The organism is Burkholderia sp. HI4860 (genome assembly GCF_002223045.2).
Lineage (GTDB): Bacteria > Pseudomonadota > Gammaproteobacteria > Burkholderiales > Burkholderiaceae > Burkholderia.
In genome coordinates this window covers 1092780-1106152 of record NZ_NKFO02000001.1, presented here as the reverse complement: position 1 = coordinate 1106152, position 13373 = coordinate 1092780, and the positions used below count along the sequence as shown (strand labels likewise).

Genomic DNA, 13373 nt, shown 5'->3' with positions numbered 1-13373 from the left:
CCGGCCCTGCGCGGCAACGTCGCGCCGCGCGACGACCATGCCGATCAGTCGCGATCAGGCGCGCCCAGCGGAAAGAACGGGCGAAACGGCCGCGCCTCGTCGACCGCGCGCGCGAACGACGGCCGCGCCAGCAGACGCCGGCGATACGCCAGTACGTTCGCGAACGACGGATCGATCCGGTGCGTCCAGTCCGCGTAGAACAGGAACGGCGCCGCGCCGCAGTCGGCGAGGCTGAAGCGGTCGCCGGCCGCCCATTCGCGATCGGCCATCTTCTTGTCCAGCCACGCGTACGACGTCTCCAGCATCGCGCGCGCATCGGCCACCCCGCGCGCGTCGCGCTCGGCCTCCGGCCGCAGCGCGTCGAACACGACCTTCTGCTGCGGGGTCGACACGTAGTTGTCGAAGAAACGATCCATCGTGCGCACCTCGAGCGCCGCGTGCGGATCGTCGGGCAGCAGGCGCACGGGGCCAGGGTGGTTCAGGCCGAGATACTCGATGATGATCGACGCCTCGATCACCGTGCGGCCGGCATCGACGAGCACCGGAAAGCGCTTCAGCGGCCACAGTGCGGCCAGCTCCTGCATCGGCTTCGGATCGTCGTGCGCGAGCACGCGATACGCGAACGGCGTGCCGTTCTCGTACAGCGCGGTCAGCACCTTCTGGCAGTAGGACGAAAAAGGATGGGCGTAGAGCGTGGGCTTCATCGTGCGGTCTCTCAGGGTTTCGACGCCGCGTGATGCGGCGCCACGTGATCGGATACCTTGACGACGAACGGCACGCGGCCGTTTCGACAGCGAGTCGGATTTTTTGTGCGACTTCCGAGGGCCGTTACGACCGGCCGTCCATCACGACGCGCCCTTCGGCACGCCAGCGCAGCATTCCGCCGCCGAGATTCGCCACCGTGTCGAAACCGGCCTTCAGCAGAATGACGGTCGCCTGCGCGGAGCGCCCGCCGGCCCGGCACACGGTCACGACCGGCCGGTCGTGCGCGATCTCGCCGACGCGCGCGGCCAGTTCGCCGAGCGGAATCGGCGTCGCGCCGGGCAGGTGGCCGAGCGGGCCGGTGAATTCGTCCGGCTCGCGCACGTCGACGACCTGCACCGCCGGCAGATGATCCTCGAGCCATTGCGGATCGATTTCCCAGAACCCGGCGAACGTATAGACGAGCGGCGCCCAGTCGGGCGCGGCCTGCTCATCGGGCGCGTTCGCGGCGACGCCGCACTGCAGGTTCGCCGGCACCGCGACGTCGATCTGGCGTGGATGCGCGAGCCCGAGGTTGCGCATGTAGCCCGCGAAATCGTCTTCGCTCAGGTCGCCGCCGAGACGCGGATTGAAGCGCCGCTCCTCGCCGACGCTCGTTACCGTGAGCCCGCGATAGTCGTGCGCCGGATACAGCAGGCACGCGGCCGGCAGCGTGAAGAGCCGGCCGTGCACCGCGCGATACAGCGCGCGCGGGTCGCCCTGCTGGAAGTCGGTGCGGCCCGTGCCGCGGATCAGCAGGCAATCGCCGGTGAACGCCATCGATTCGTCGTCGAGCACGAGGCTGATACAACCGCTCGTGTGGCCGGGCGTCGCACGCACGGTCAGGTAGCGCGCGCCGAACGCGCAGCGGTCGCCGTCGTTCAGATAGCGGTCGGCACCCTGCGCGCCGCTCGCGGCCGAGATCGCGATCGTGCTGCCCGTGCGCTGCTTCAGCAGCCATGCGCCCGTCACGTGATCCGCATGCACGTGCGTGTCGACCGTCGCGACGAGCCGCAGCCCGAGCTCGTCGAGCAGCGCCGCGTCGCGGCGCACCTGCTCGAACACGGGATCGATCAGCACCGCTTCGCGCGACGCGCTGTCGGCAAGCAGGTACGTGTATGTCGACGATTGCGGGTCGAAGAGTTGCCGGAAGATCATCGCGAAGTTGCTCCGTCGCTGGTTAAGGCTTGTTCGATGCGCACCTGATGCTGTGGTCCGGCCCGCGCCGCGACTGTCGCCGTCGCGCGGGCCGCCGCGTCGTGGTCGTGCATGGCCACCATCCGGCCGGCACGGTGCGGTCAACGCGGCTGCGCCACGTAGCGCAGGTACGGCTTCAGCGTCCGGAAGCCGTCCGGATACTTCTGCTTCGCCGCATCGTCCGACACCGACGTCGGAATGATGACATCGTCGCCGGGCTTCCAGTTCACGGGTGTCGCCACCGTATGCTTCGCGTTGAGCTGCAGCGCGTCGAGCAGGCGCAGCACCTCGTCGAAGTTGCGCCCCGCGCTCATCGGATAGACGAGCATCGCCTTGACCTTCTTGTCCGGCCCGACGATGAAGACCGAGCGCACGGTCGCGTTGTCGACCGCCGTGCGCGGGCCGCCGCTCGCATTCGGATGAATCATGTCGTACAGCTTCGCGACCTTCAGCTCGTCGTCGCCGATCAGCGGATAGTTGACCGCGTGCCCCTGCGTTTCGGCGATATCGGCCACCCACTTCTGGTGATCGCTGACCGGATCGATCGACAGCCCGATGATCTTCGTGTTGCGCTTGTCGAATTCCGGCTTGAGCCCGGCCATGTAGCCGAGTTCGGTCGTGCACACCGGCGTGAAATCCTTCGGATGGGAAAACAGGATCGCCCAGTGGTCGCCGATCCATTCATGAAAGCGGATCGTTCCCTCGGTGGTCTCCGCGGTGAAATCGGGCGCGTCCTCGCCTAGTCGAATCGACATGTTCGTCTCCATCAAGTGGGAATCGTCATGACGCCCGCGCCGCGGCTTGCGCACGACGCGCGATCGTCCGCGCGCGAAGGGACGGCATGGCACATGCCGGGGTCCGCGCGTTCATATAGCCTAGGTCAAAATGCGCGCGCCACCGGTATCGAGCACGCGGCGTGCTTGCGTAACGTGGCCGATTCCGACGATGAATGCGGCGCGGCAGAACCTTGCGCCGCTCCCGGCCGCCGGTACGTGCTGACTTACACTACCGGCTGTTCTCGTCTTACGTTCACAGGAATCCCACCGACATGTCGATGACGATCGATCATAGACAAATTCATGTAAGCCTTTGATCTTTAACCATTAGTCTCGCGCCGGTCAGATTGCGGGCTATCTAGATTTTGCTGATTTTTATTAAATTCCCAATCTATCGATTCTTATCGCAGGCACAGTTCGGTCACACCTCCCCCGATACACAACGAAGCCGCTCGCAGCGGGCTTTTTTGCTTCTGAACGCCGACCCCGTACGCCCGGTAGCAAAGTTACTTGCAGCCCCCGATGATGCAGCAGTACCTGCGCCTTATCTGATACGGCTCGGCACACAAACCTACGCTTGCCCGTTCGCCAGCCGTTGCTGTGCCATTGCGGACATTCCAGCTACGTGATGTTTCGCCCTGCCGCCACCATTGCCTTTAGCCGCTCGATAACGTTGAGAAGCTCCTTGTCTAATGGATCGCCAGTAAATGCTCGCAGACCAAGATGTCGGTTGGACTGCCGTTGAAGTTTCTCGGGACTATCGTCAATCATGATGATCTCGTCGACTGAGTATCCGTACTTCATCACTTTTCGTAGATCCTTTACATAGACGTACCCGTTACTTCTAGCGTCAATTTTCTGAACGCACCTGGATATTGACCACGAGAATTTGACTGGAGATGGTGTCCCGAACAGTTCTGCGGTGACCGCCTCCACATACGGATCCCTCGACGAGGACCAAACTGCCACATCAAACAAGGCGGCACTTATACTGATCAGTTCCGGTGCAAACGGACGGACGTAGATGAAGTACGGACCAACCTGAAAGCTACGTGGCCAAGACAAAGGCACCTCGGTGGCATGCACCAAGGTTTCGTCTAAGTCAAAAATAATCAGCCTCACCCTCTTCGCATCCATACCTTTTCCATCGGTGCGATACCCCTGCGCAATCTCTCGACAAACGCTCCCATAGTCAGCCATCTGCGGACATATTGAGCAGGGGGGTTGATTATCTGCAGGACGTCAGCAATGCCTACAGATCTAGAACCCTCAGCTACTTCAACGCGTCGATCGATCCAAAATGGGTGTGGATATGCCTCGGGGGACAAAAGCCAAACTTCCGCCTTACATTTGCGCCCCGTGCAGACGCCAGTTGCGCCAACGAATTCATGATGTGCAGACGCCCAGTGGTCGGCACACACCTTGTAGATCGGACGATAGCCTGAGATGACCTCTTTCAATGAGCCATCTACTCTGCGTGCCGTCAGAGTGAAGCTTACGATCAGATCCGGTCGACGGGGCGGACGGGTCATATTGTTACGGACGGATAGCAGGATGCCTTGGAATCTCGATTGTCTGCGACTTCCCTCGTCGCGTCGAACTTCCGCTCCCGGCCGGCAGTCGCGGGTCATGATCTCCGGCATCTGGCCGAACGGCGAACTTCGAGCGGTCCCGTTTAGGCCACTGGTAAACTCGGGCAGCCCAAGCAACTTTTCCCGGTCACATGAGCATGCAACCCACCGCAGTACCTGCGCCCGTCACTCCAATGATGCAGCAATACCTGCACCTTATCCGATAAGGCACTATTCAAAAAGCTACGCCCCAATCTACGCCAGTGTTACTTGAATTCACATCTGGTCAGTTGCCGTCGCGTACCCGTCTTCAAGTCGAATCAAAATGGGTGCCCTGACAAACATGGAAATAGTCACGCAATTTCGTAGCCCTGCCGATTTCGCCCCGCTCGGCGATTTTGCGGCTCATCTCGTCCGTCTATGGCCGGTGGTTGAAGCCATGTCACGCGAGGACGAACGTCTGGGGCAGTGGTGGTTGAAGGCAGATACCGAGGAAGAAGCCCGTCTGTATCCCATGTATGAAGCGCCTGGCATACCTTCGACAGCCGTTTTGGCAGTCTTGGCGCAGCGGTACGGAAAAAAGATGGACCTTCCTAAAGTATTTGGCTTCTGGAATGGTCAGATGGACGCGGCCGACAGCGCGAGGCTGAAGTTAGCTATCGATGCGAAGAGGCGGCCCAGTGAGGTTGAAATTGGGCTACCGGCATTGAATGCAGTTTCGGCGGACGAGCATAGCTATGAGGGCGCGGCTAAGATCGTGTCCGCGATGGTCTCGGTTTATGACCCGATGTATGTCTCTGTTTCGCCACGAGAGTATTTTCCCCGGCAGGTGTTTGATGACAAACCGGGCGTTGGCTGGATGCTGTATCTCCCGAAGGTTCTCACGACTCAGCAAGTCCCTGAAGCACGTGAATTGATTCCAGTTCCCGAGGCCGGCCGTAAGCAGACTGGGACGATTATTGTGAGCGTCGCTGACGCCGTTTTTTCAGTGGACAACGCCGAACACGTCGAGGTTGCCAACCGTATTGAAATCCGGCTCGTCGACCAGGACCTTCTGCCCGCGTTCGCTGACCTGTAACCACGGTGCCGGCGCGAAAGGATGCTCGAACATGCCGCCGGCCGCCCTGTTTTTTCCAGACCGCTCGGCCTCGGTTGCCGCGCTACTTCGGCAAATTGGTTTGCGCGTCCCCGATCAATACGTCGTGACTGGGCTCGCACTGCCTCCCGGCGATGCCGCACTGGTCAGCGATCCTCGCCAACTTTCCGGCGTCAAGAATTTTCGATTCGACGATGCCCGGCACACCTGGGCTAGCTGGCATGTTCAGAATGGCACACCGCTTGAGCGACTGAAGGACTTGCGTGGATGGTGTAGTTACGACATGGTTCTCCGTTATGCACATCTAGCGCCAGGCCATCTGGCACAACATACCGAATCGGTCACAGTTTGGTTCCAAGGTGGGACCGATTTCCGTGTCACACTCGATCGCCACGCATCATGATCGGCCGCAACGCCATAACTAGAAAGGCTTCATCGTTTTGAGTATCGCAATCTGTCTTGGGCTATCTGACATATGTCGATGACGATCGATCCGAAGCAGGCCGCCGCGCTGCTGGCCGTCGCCGACACGGGCAGCTTCGAGCAGGCCGCCGTGCGCCTGCACGTGACCGCGTCCGCCGTCACGCAGCGGGTCCGCGCGCTGGAGGCGAGCCTCGGCACGCCGCTAGTGCTGCGCACGCGGCCGTGCCGCCCGACGGTGGCCGGGCAGCGCGTGCTGCAGCACCTGCGCCGCGTCGCGCTGCTGCAGGCCGACCTGCAGAGCACGCTCGCGACCGAGCGCGAGTCGCCGATCTCGGTGACGATCGCGCTCAATTCGGACAGCCTCGGCACGTGGTTTCTGCCGGCGCTGACGTCCGTGCTCGCCGGCGAGCGCATCCTGTTCGAGCTGATCGTCGAAGATCAGGACCACACGTTCGCGTTGCTCGAAAGCGGGATGGCGGTCGGCTGCGTGACGACCGAGCCGAAGCCGATGCGCGGCTGCCTCGCGACGCCGCTCGGCACGATGCGCTACCGGCTGCTCGCCGCCGCCGCGTTCGCGGTGCGCTGGTTTCCGCGCGGGCTGAACCGGACGAGCGCGCGCAAGGCGCCCGTCGTCGCGTATTCGCGGCGCGATACGCTGCAGTCGTCGTTCCTGAAGGAGAAGTTCGGGTTGCCCGAAGGCGCGTACCCGTGCCACTACGTGCCGGGCACTCATTCGCATTTCGCGGCGGTGCGGCACGGGCTCGGCTACGCGATGGTGCCGGAGCCGCTGATCGGCAGCGCACCGCTCGACACGCAGGGGCTCGTCGATCTCGCGCCCGCGCATCCGACCGACGTCACGCTGTACTGGCACGCGTGGACCGTGCAGTCGCCGACGATGGCGTCGTTGTCCGAGCGGGTCGTCGAAGCGGCGCGGCGGCTGCTCGCGCCGCTGCCGTGACGCGTGTTTGAGCGGCACCGCCGATGCCGTGTGCGGCAAGAGTAACGACGAGAATCCCCGCCGCGCCGCCTATACTTTTTCCATCGGCCTCGCGAACGCGCCACGCGGCCGATCACGCCTGTCCGGCCGCGCCCTTTCCCGCAAGGAGAACGTCATGTCTCGCCGCTACATCGATTGCCGCGAGTTTCCCAGCACGATGAATTGCTCGGTCGCGATTTCTGCCGACTCCGACAACGAACTGCTGGAGGCCGCCGTGCAACATGCGGTCCAGGTTCACCAGCACACCGACAGCGCCGAACTGCGCACGCAACTGCAAGCGCTGTTCCACGACGGCACACCGCCCGCCGATGCACCCCGGCAAGCATGATCCGCCGGCTCGCCCGATATCGACAGACGGGTTGCCCCATCGCCCCCGTCGCCTCTCCGCCTCCTGCTTCGCGCCACATCGGGCCGGCGTCCCCGCCGGCCGGCGTATTCCAGCTTATGCGCGGCGTTGCGCGAAATACGCACCGACCGCGTCGATGAACGTATCGATGTCCGCACGCGACACGTCGCAGTGCGTGACGAAGCGCGACGCGTACAGCATCTGCGTGAGAATCCCGCGCTCCTTGAGCCACGCCTCGAGCGGCGCGCAATCGGCTTCGGGGAATTGCGCGAACACCATGTTCGTCGCGTGCGACAGCACCTTCACGGTGTCGATCCGCGCGAGGCCTTCGGCGAGATGCGCGGCATTCGCGTGATCGTCCGCGAGCCGCTCGACGTTGTGGTCGAGCGCATACAGGCAGGCCGCCGCGAGAATGCCCGACTGCCGCATCCCGCCGCCGAGCACCTTGCGCCAGCGCTGCGCGCGCTCGATCAGCGCACGGTTGCCGACCAGCACCGAGCCGACCGGCGCGCCGAGCCCTTTCGAAAAGCAGATCGACACGCTGTCGAACGGCGCGCCCAGCTCGGCGATCGAACGGCCCGACGCGACGGCCGCGTTGCACACGCGTGCGCCGTCGAGGTGCAGCGACAACCCGCGGCTGCGCGCGAACGTGGTGGCTTCCTGCACATAGCCTTCCGGCAACACCTGGCCGCCGATCGTGTTTTCGAGCGCGAGCAGGCGCGTGCGGGCGAAGTGATTGTCGAGCGGCTTGATCGCCGCGGCGATCTTCGCGAGCGGCAGCGTGCCGTCAGGCGCGTTCTCGATCGGCTGCGGCTGGATGCTGCCCAGCACGGCCGCGCCGCCGCCTTCGTACTTGTAGGTGTGCGCGAGCTGGCCGACGATGTACTCGTCGCCGCGTTCGCAATGGGCCATCAGCGCGGCCAGGTTGCTCTGCGTGCCGCTCGGAAAGAACAGGCCGGCTTCCTTGCCGGCCCGCTCGGCCGTCACCGCCTGCAGGCGCAGCACGGTCGGGTCGTCACCCCATACGTCGTCGCCGGTTTCGGCGGCAGTCATCGCGGCCAGCATTGCCTGGCTCGGACGTGTCACGGTATCGCTGCGTAAATCGATCATCGCTGAGTCCTGGGTAAACGCGGACCGGAACCGATGCGTCCGGCCCTGCCGAAACGAGACTCAGAGTGTACGCAATTCGTGCAGCGCGTGCGTATCGACGGTCGATGCGCGCACGGCGTATCTGGCGCACCCGGCGCACGTGCGCGCGATGCCGTACGACGCCGCCCGGGCCGCCGTCAGTAGCGCGGCGGCGGCGGTTGAACGCCCGCCGGCGGCATCGGCGGCGCCGCGCGCGGTGCGCCCCCATATCCGCCCCCGCCATACCCGCCACCGCCACTGCCGCCGCTCATCCCGCCCGGCACCGGCACGCGGTTGCCGGTCGCGTACATGCATTGCAGGTAGCCATAGTCGTAGCGGCGCTGGATGTCGTAGGCCGAGCCTTGCGCCGCACCGGCGCCGACCACGCTGCCCGCGAGCAGCCCCGCGCCTGCGCCGACGGCCGCACCCGTGCCGCCGTTGAACGCCGCGCCGGCCGCCGCACCCAGTGCCGTGCCGACGGCCGCGCTGCCGACCGCGCTCGCGGTCGACGCCTGCCCCGCGCTCACGCCGCCCGATTGCTCGAACGCGTATTGGCGGCAGTTCGCATCGTCGGCGCGGAACTGGTCGAACGACTTGCCGGTGCCCGGCAGCGCCATCACGCTCGGCCCGGTCGGCATGTATGCGCACGCGCCGAGCAGGCCGGCCAGCGCCAGCGCGGCCGGCACGCGCAGCGGTCGAAATAGGGATTTCATCGTCGCGCCTCCGTCACTGCGGCCGCGCCGGCACCGATCGCCAGCCCGACTTGCAGGTCTTCACATACGGGTAGTAATGCCTCGACGCGTCGCAGTAGTACCAGAGGTTCGCGTCGCCTTCGTCCTGCGGCTGCCCCTTCTCGACGTACTCGGGCGGCGGCCCCGGATCGACGGGCACGGCGACGACGGGCGGCGGGTAGTAGTAAGGCGCGGGGACGACGGGGTAGTAATACGGGTAGCCGGGGCCGATATAGACCCCGACCCGGGCGGCATGAGCGACGCCGCCCGTCGCGATCGCCACTGCGGCCACCGCGCCCAGTGCGAGCTTCAATCCATTCACGTCACGTTCTCCGGCTGGCGGTTCGTCGATGCGAACCCACATCCCGAACGCTACGCCGCGCGCGATCCGTCATCCATTACGGGCGGGCGCGCCAATGTTGCGCGACGTTACCCATGTGACAGCCGCATTCAGCCACGGCCCGCCGGCACGACCGCGTGCGTTACGCGATAACGCACTGAAACGGTTCGGCTGCGCGCGGCCGCCGTGACGCGCGGTGTCACGCGACGTTGGCGCCCGCGCCCAACCGTTCCGATGACGCGACGCGCCATATTGCCGCACGTGCGTCAGACCGCCACGCCGCGGCCGCGCGCATCACAAGCAGCCTTCTTGATACGAATCAACGATTTACCCCGGAAATGCGCGCGACGGGCTGGACATCTGCGACGAGTTGGCGCATTTCGCGGTGCAACATCGCGGCCCATACTCCAGCCAACCCCGACGCCCGTCTGCCGGGGTCCGCCGGCACCCGCCGGCGGGTATCGTCAGCCTCGGTCAACTGGTATGGACACCGCTCTTTCGGCCCTCGATCTGGCCCGCCTGCAATTCGCGTTCACCGTCTCCTTTCACATCGTCTTTCCGGCGCTGAGCATCGGTCTCGCCAGCTTCATCGCCGTGCTCGAATATCGCTGGCTGAAAACCGGCAAGCAGTACTACAAAACCCTCTGCCTGTTCTGGTCGAAGATCTTCGCGGTCGCGTTCGGGATGGGCGTCGTCTCCGGCGTCGTGATGAGCTACCAGTTCGGCACGAACTGGTCGGGCTTCTCGAGCTTCGCCGGCGCCGTCACGGGGCCGCTGCTGATGTACGAGGTCATGACCGCGTTCTTCCTCGAGGCCGGCTTCCTCGGCATCATGCTGTTCGGCTGGAACCGCGTGAGCCCGCGCGCGCACTTCGGCGCGACGCTGATGGTCGCCATCGGCACGCTGATCTCGACGTTCTGGATCCTCGCGTCGAACAGCTGGATGCAGACGCCGCAGGGCTTCGAGATCGTCGACGGCCGCGTCGTGCCGACCGACTGGTTCGCGATCATCTTCAACCCGTCGTTCCCGTACCGCCTGTTCCACATGGCGATCGCCGCGTTCATCGTCGCCGCGCTTGTGGTGGCCGCGACCGGCGCGTGGCACCTGCTGAAGGGCCGCCGCGACAAGGGCGTGAAGAAGATGTTCTCGATGGCGCTGTGGCTGCTGCTCGTGCTCGCGCCGCTGCAGGCCGTGATCGGCGACCAGCACGGCATCAACACGCTGAAGCACCAGCCCGCGAAGATCGCCGCGATCGAAGGGCTGTGGGAAACCGAGAAGGGCGGCACGCCGCTGAACCTGTTCGGCATCCCGGACATGAAGGCGGAAACGACCCGCTACGCGGTGAAGGTGCCGCACCTCGGCAGCCTGATCCTCACGCACAGCTGGGACGGCGAGATCCGCGGCCTGAAGGAATTCCCGCCGGAAGACCGCCCGAACTCGACGGTCGTGTTCTGGAGCTTCCGGATCATGGTCGGCCTCGGCTTCGCGATGATCGGCCTCGCCGCGCTCGCGTGGCTCCTGCGCCGCCGCGGCCGCCTGTATGAATCGAAGTGGTTCCAGCGCTTCGCGCTCGTGATGGGCCCGACCGGCTTCGTGTCGCTGCTCGCGGGCTGGGTGACGACCGAAGCGGGCCGCCAGCCGTGGGTCGTGTATGGCGTGATGCGCACCGCGCATGCGGTGTCGCCGCTGTCGGTGCAGCAGGTCAGCCTGTCGATGATGACGTTCGTGATCGTGTACTTCCTCGTGTTCGGCACCGGCGTGTACTACATGCTGAAGCTGATGAAGGCCGGCCCCGCGCTGCCCGACGTGAAGCACGACGACACGCCCGACACGCGCCCCGACCACACCGCGCGCCGCCCGATGTCGGCCGTCGACGAGCCGCTTGAGACCGTCTGAGCCCACCCTTTTCGCATACGAGAAAACCATGGACGTCACCGTAATCTGGGCCGCGATCATCGCATTGGGGCTCTTCATGTACGTCGTGCTCGACGGCTTCGACCTCGGCATCGGCATCGTCTTCCCGTTCTTCCCGGACGAGAAGGAACGCGACCTGATGATGAACACCGTCGCACCCGTGTGGGACGGCAACGAGACGTGGCTCGTGCTCGGCGGCGCCGGGCTGTTCGCGGTGTTTCCGGTCGTCTATTCGACCGTGCTGTCGGCGCTGTACCTGCCGCTGATCTTCATGCTGGTGTGCCTGATCTTCCGCGGCGTGTCGTTCGAGATCCGCGCGAAGGCGCGGCGCACGAAGCAGCTGTGGGATCTCGCGTTCATCGGCGGCTCGGCCGGCGCGACGTTCTTCCAGGGGATCGCGCTCGGCGCGTTCCTTCAAGGCATCAACATGAAGGACGGCGTGTTCGCGGGCGATGCGTTCGACTGGCTCACGCCGTTCAGCCTGCTGACGGGCCTCGGCCTGATCGTGACCTATGCGCTGCTCGGCTGCTGCTGGCTCGTCGCAAAGACGGAAGGCGACCTGCAGCGGCGCCTGCATCGCGTCGTGTGGCCGCTGACGGTCGTGCTGCTCGGCTTCATCGCGGTCGTCAGCCTGTGGACGCCGCTGCAGGATCCGGCCATCGCGCAGCGCTGGTTCGACTCGGGGCTGTTCTGGCGCCTGCTGCCGGTGCCGTTCCTGGTCGCCGGCTGCGCGGTGTGGATGCGCCGCGCGGTGCGCGCCCGGCACGACATGACGCCGTTCGTGCTTGCGCTGGCGCTCGTGCTGCTCGGCTACGTCGGCCTGCTCGTCACGCTGTTCCCGTATGCGATTCCCCAGACGATGACGATCTGGGAAGCCGCGGCGCCGCGTTCCAGCCAGACCTTCACGCTGGTCGGCGCAGCGGTTATCCTCCCGATCATCATCGCCTACACGACGATGGGTTACTGGGTATTCCGAGGCAAGGTGCGCCATGAAGACCAGCATTACTACCACCACTGATTCCGCCGATGGCCAGCCCGCTGCGCCGAAGCCGCGCATGCGCGGCTGGATGTGGTTCGTCGTCCTGTGGGCGGGCGGCGTGCTCGGCGCCGTCACGCTCGGCTATGCGTTCAAGATCTTCATGAACCTGACGCTGTTTGCGGTGAAGTAGACGAAGCGGCTGCCGGGTCGGGCGACGATCCGGCAGCCGTTTTCTCGCCGACGGCTGCCGCTTCGGCCGGATGTACCGGGCGACGCGCCGGCATCCGCGGCCATGCTCCGGGCGACGGCGGCGCGCACTCCGCTCCCGTTCCCCCTTGCGCTCCCGGCGCCGGCACCTGCGTGCCGATCACCGCTCGCACGACGTCGTGCACATCGCCTTGTCCATCGCCTTGTCCATCGCCTTGTCCATCGCCTTGTCCATCGCGCTGAAGAAGGTCTGGTAGTAATCGGGCTCGACGATGGTCTTCATCCGCGAGTCGCCGTTGCTGTCCCATATCGTGCGGTCGAATCGCGCGCGCACGATCGCGTCGTGCGCCGCCGTCACGCGAACCGTGACGATGGCGGCCACCCGCTCGTGATCCGGCTTCGCGGGCAAACCGCCGATGCGCGCCTTCAGCGCGCCGCGCAGCAGTTGCCGCCACTTCGGAATCAGCGTATCGCTGCGCCCGCCCTCGATCAGCCCCGAATCGCGATCGACCGTCACCGGCGCAAAACCCTGCGCGCGCAGCACGCCGGCCACCGCGTCGAGTGCGCGCCCCTGCGTCGCACCGGCATAGCGGCGATCGGTCATCATGCGCAGCGTCTGCTGCTCGCTTTCGGACAGGTCGACTTCGGTCTGGCTGGAGCTGTAGCGCACCAGCGATCCGCCGCTGCCGATCTGGCGTTCGTTTTCCGGCTTCGCTGCACACCCGGCCAGGACCGCGAACAGTCCGGCACAGGCGAGCGCCAGCGCGCCGCGGCCGCGCGCCGGCGGCACCGCTGCCTCGCGACGCATCGCGCGCCGGGCGCGAAGTCGGCGGCGAATTACGGTTGATCGGCAATCGGGGGGCGCTATGATCGTCATCGCGGTGTTCTCCTGTCGGCGCCATCATAGGGACGCGCCCCGACCGCCAC

The 13373-nt window shown here is 65.3% G+C and carries 14 protein-coding genes and 1 pseudogene; 7 read left to right on the top strand and 8 right to left on the bottom strand.

Annotated elements, in window-relative coordinates; all coding sequences use genetic code 11:
* Positions 1-44: 44 nt before the first annotated feature.
* The 4 genes from CFB34_RS04980 to CFB34_RS04965 form a co-directional block, all read right to left on the bottom strand.
* The gene (locus CFB34_RS04980) at positions 45-704 is read right to left on the bottom strand and encodes a glutathione S-transferase family protein (protein WP_089441461.1); all 660 of its coding nucleotides are present in this window, start codon (positions 702-704) and stop codon (positions 45-47) included.
* A gap of 124 nt (positions 705-828) precedes the next feature.
* Positions 829-1899, bottom strand: coding sequence for an MBL fold metallo-hydrolase (locus CFB34_RS04975; protein WP_089441460.1), 1071 nt, complete (start codon positions 1897-1899; stop codon positions 829-831).
* Between the two features lie 140 nt (positions 1900-2039).
* Positions 2040-2693 carry a peroxiredoxin gene (locus CFB34_RS04970; RefSeq protein ID WP_089441599.1) on the bottom strand — a complete coding sequence of 218 codons (654 nt, stop codon included), beginning with the start codon at positions 2691-2693 and terminating at the stop codon, positions 2040-2042.
* 642 nt (positions 2694-3335) lie between these two features.
* Positions 3336-3851 (bottom strand): HAD family hydrolase, encoded by a 516-nt coding sequence (locus tag CFB34_RS04965; protein ID WP_179243775.1) that lies wholly within the window; start codon positions 3849-3851, stop codon positions 3336-3338.
* A gap of 759 nt (positions 3852-4610) precedes the next feature.
* Here CFB34_RS04965 and CFB34_RS04960 point away from each other — a divergent pair.
* The 4 genes and pseudogenes from CFB34_RS04960 to CFB34_RS04945 all read left to right on the top strand — a co-directional run bounded on the left by CFB34_RS04960 (position 4611) and on the right by CFB34_RS04945 (position 7129).
* On the top strand, positions 4611-5363 hold the full coding sequence (locus CFB34_RS04960; RefSeq protein WP_242808568.1) for an immunity 52 family protein: 753 nt from the start codon (positions 4611-4613) through the stop codon (positions 5361-5363).
* A 178-nt stretch (positions 5364-5541) separates the two neighbouring features.
* Positions 5542-5784 (top strand): annotated as a pseudogene (locus tag CFB34_RS04955) (tyrosine-type recombinase/integrase); the annotation flags it as partial.
* Positions 5785-5856: 72 nt separating this feature from the next.
* On the top strand, positions 5857-6762 hold the full coding sequence (locus CFB34_RS04950) for an HTH-type transcriptional regulator ArgP (protein WP_046548680.1): 906 nt from the start codon (positions 5857-5859) through the stop codon (positions 6760-6762).
* 154 nt (positions 6763-6916) lie between these two features.
* Entirely contained in the window at positions 6917-7129 is a 213-nt protein-coding gene (locus CFB34_RS04945; RefSeq protein WP_089441457.1) for a DUF1059 domain-containing protein, read from the top strand.
* Between the two features lie 114 nt (positions 7130-7243).
* On the opposite strand, the gene ltaE is transcribed toward CFB34_RS04945, so the two are convergent.
* The 3 genes from ltaE to CFB34_RS04930 all read right to left on the bottom strand — a co-directional run bounded on the left by ltaE (position 7244) and on the right by CFB34_RS04930 (position 9328).
* A complete protein-coding gene (ltaE, locus tag CFB34_RS04940; protein WP_089441456.1) occupies positions 7244-8257 on the bottom strand; it encodes a low-specificity L-threonine aldolase in 1014 nt (337 codons plus the stop codon).
* Positions 8258-8433: 176 nt separating this feature from the next.
* On the bottom strand, positions 8434-8988 hold the full coding sequence (locus CFB34_RS04935) for a YMGG-like glycine zipper-containing protein (protein ID WP_089441455.1): 555 nt from the start codon (positions 8986-8988) through the stop codon (positions 8434-8436).
* A 13-nt stretch (positions 8989-9001) separates the two neighbouring features.
* Positions 9002-9328 (bottom strand): hypothetical protein, encoded by a 327-nt coding sequence (locus CFB34_RS04930; protein WP_089441597.1) that lies wholly within the window; start codon positions 9326-9328, stop codon positions 9002-9004.
* A gap of 501 nt (positions 9329-9829) precedes the next feature.
* Here CFB34_RS04930 and CFB34_RS04925 point away from each other — a divergent pair.
* From CFB34_RS04925 to CFB34_RS04915, 3 genes are read left to right on the top strand one after another with little or no spacing between them, the layout of a single operon-like run.
* A complete protein-coding gene (locus tag CFB34_RS04925; RefSeq protein WP_089441454.1) occupies positions 9830-11242 on the top strand; it encodes a cytochrome ubiquinol oxidase subunit I in 1413 nt (470 codons plus the stop codon).
* A gap of 28 nt (positions 11243-11270) precedes the next feature.
* Complete coding sequence (gene cydB, locus CFB34_RS04920) at positions 11271-12278, top strand: cytochrome d ubiquinol oxidase subunit II (protein WP_089441453.1); 1008 nt, start codon at positions 11271-11273, stop codon at positions 12276-12278.
* On the top strand, positions 12250-12429 hold the full coding sequence (locus CFB34_RS04915) for a hypothetical protein (protein ID WP_089441452.1): 180 nt from the start codon (positions 12250-12252) through the stop codon (positions 12427-12429). The genes cydB and CFB34_RS04915 overlap by 29 nt, the downstream gene beginning before the upstream one ends.
* A 177-nt stretch (positions 12430-12606) precedes the next feature.
* Here CFB34_RS04915 and CFB34_RS04910 read toward each other — a convergent pair whose 3' ends face one another.
* Complete coding sequence (locus CFB34_RS04910) at positions 12607-13254, bottom strand: hypothetical protein (protein ID WP_242808567.1); 648 nt, start codon at positions 13252-13254, stop codon at positions 12607-12609.
* Positions 13255-13373: the final 119 nt, after the last annotated feature.

Bases quoted from the DNA above. Each gene is read 5' to 3' on its own strand.
- CFB34_RS04980 (WP_089441461.1), bottom strand. From the start codon at position 704: ATGAAGCCCACGCTCTACGCCCATCCTTTTTCGTCCTACTGCCAGAAG.
- CFB34_RS04975 (WP_089441460.1), bottom strand. From the start codon at position 1,899: ATGATCTTCCGGCAACTCTTCGACCCGCAATCGTCGACATACACGTAC.
- CFB34_RS04970 (WP_089441599.1), bottom strand. From the start codon at position 2,693: ATGTCGATTCGACTAGGCGAGGACGCGCCCGATTTCACCGCGGAGACC.
- CFB34_RS04965 (WP_179243775.1), bottom strand. From the start codon at position 3,851: ATGGATGCGAAGAGGGTGAGGCTGATTATTTTTGACTTAGACGAAACC.
- CFB34_RS04960 (WP_242808568.1), top strand. From the start codon at position 4,611: ATGGGTGCCCTGACAAACATGGAAATAGTCACGCAATTTCGTAGCCCT.
- CFB34_RS04950 (WP_046548680.1), top strand. From the start codon at position 5,857: ATGTCGATGACGATCGATCCGAAGCAGGCCGCCGCGCTGCTGGCCGTC.
- CFB34_RS04945 (WP_089441457.1), top strand. From the start codon at position 6,917: ATGTCTCGCCGCTACATCGATTGCCGCGAGTTTCCCAGCACGATGAAT.
- ltaE (WP_089441456.1), bottom strand. From the start codon at position 8,257: ATGATCGATTTACGCAGCGATACCGTGACACGTCCGAGCCAGGCAATG.
- CFB34_RS04935 (WP_089441455.1), bottom strand. From the start codon at position 8,988: ATGAAATCCCTATTTCGACCGCTGCGCGTGCCGGCCGCGCTGGCGCTG.
- CFB34_RS04925 (WP_089441454.1), top strand. From the start codon at position 9,830: ATGGACACCGCTCTTTCGGCCCTCGATCTGGCCCGCCTGCAATTCGCG.
- cydB (WP_089441453.1), top strand. From the start codon at position 11,271: ATGGACGTCACCGTAATCTGGGCCGCGATCATCGCATTGGGGCTCTTC.
- CFB34_RS04915 (WP_089441452.1), top strand. From the start codon at position 12,250: ATGAAGACCAGCATTACTACCACCACTGATTCCGCCGATGGCCAGCCC.
- CFB34_RS04910 (WP_242808567.1), bottom strand. From the start codon at position 13,254: ATGCGTCGCGAGGCAGCGGTGCCGCCGGCGCGCGGCCGCGGCGCGCTG.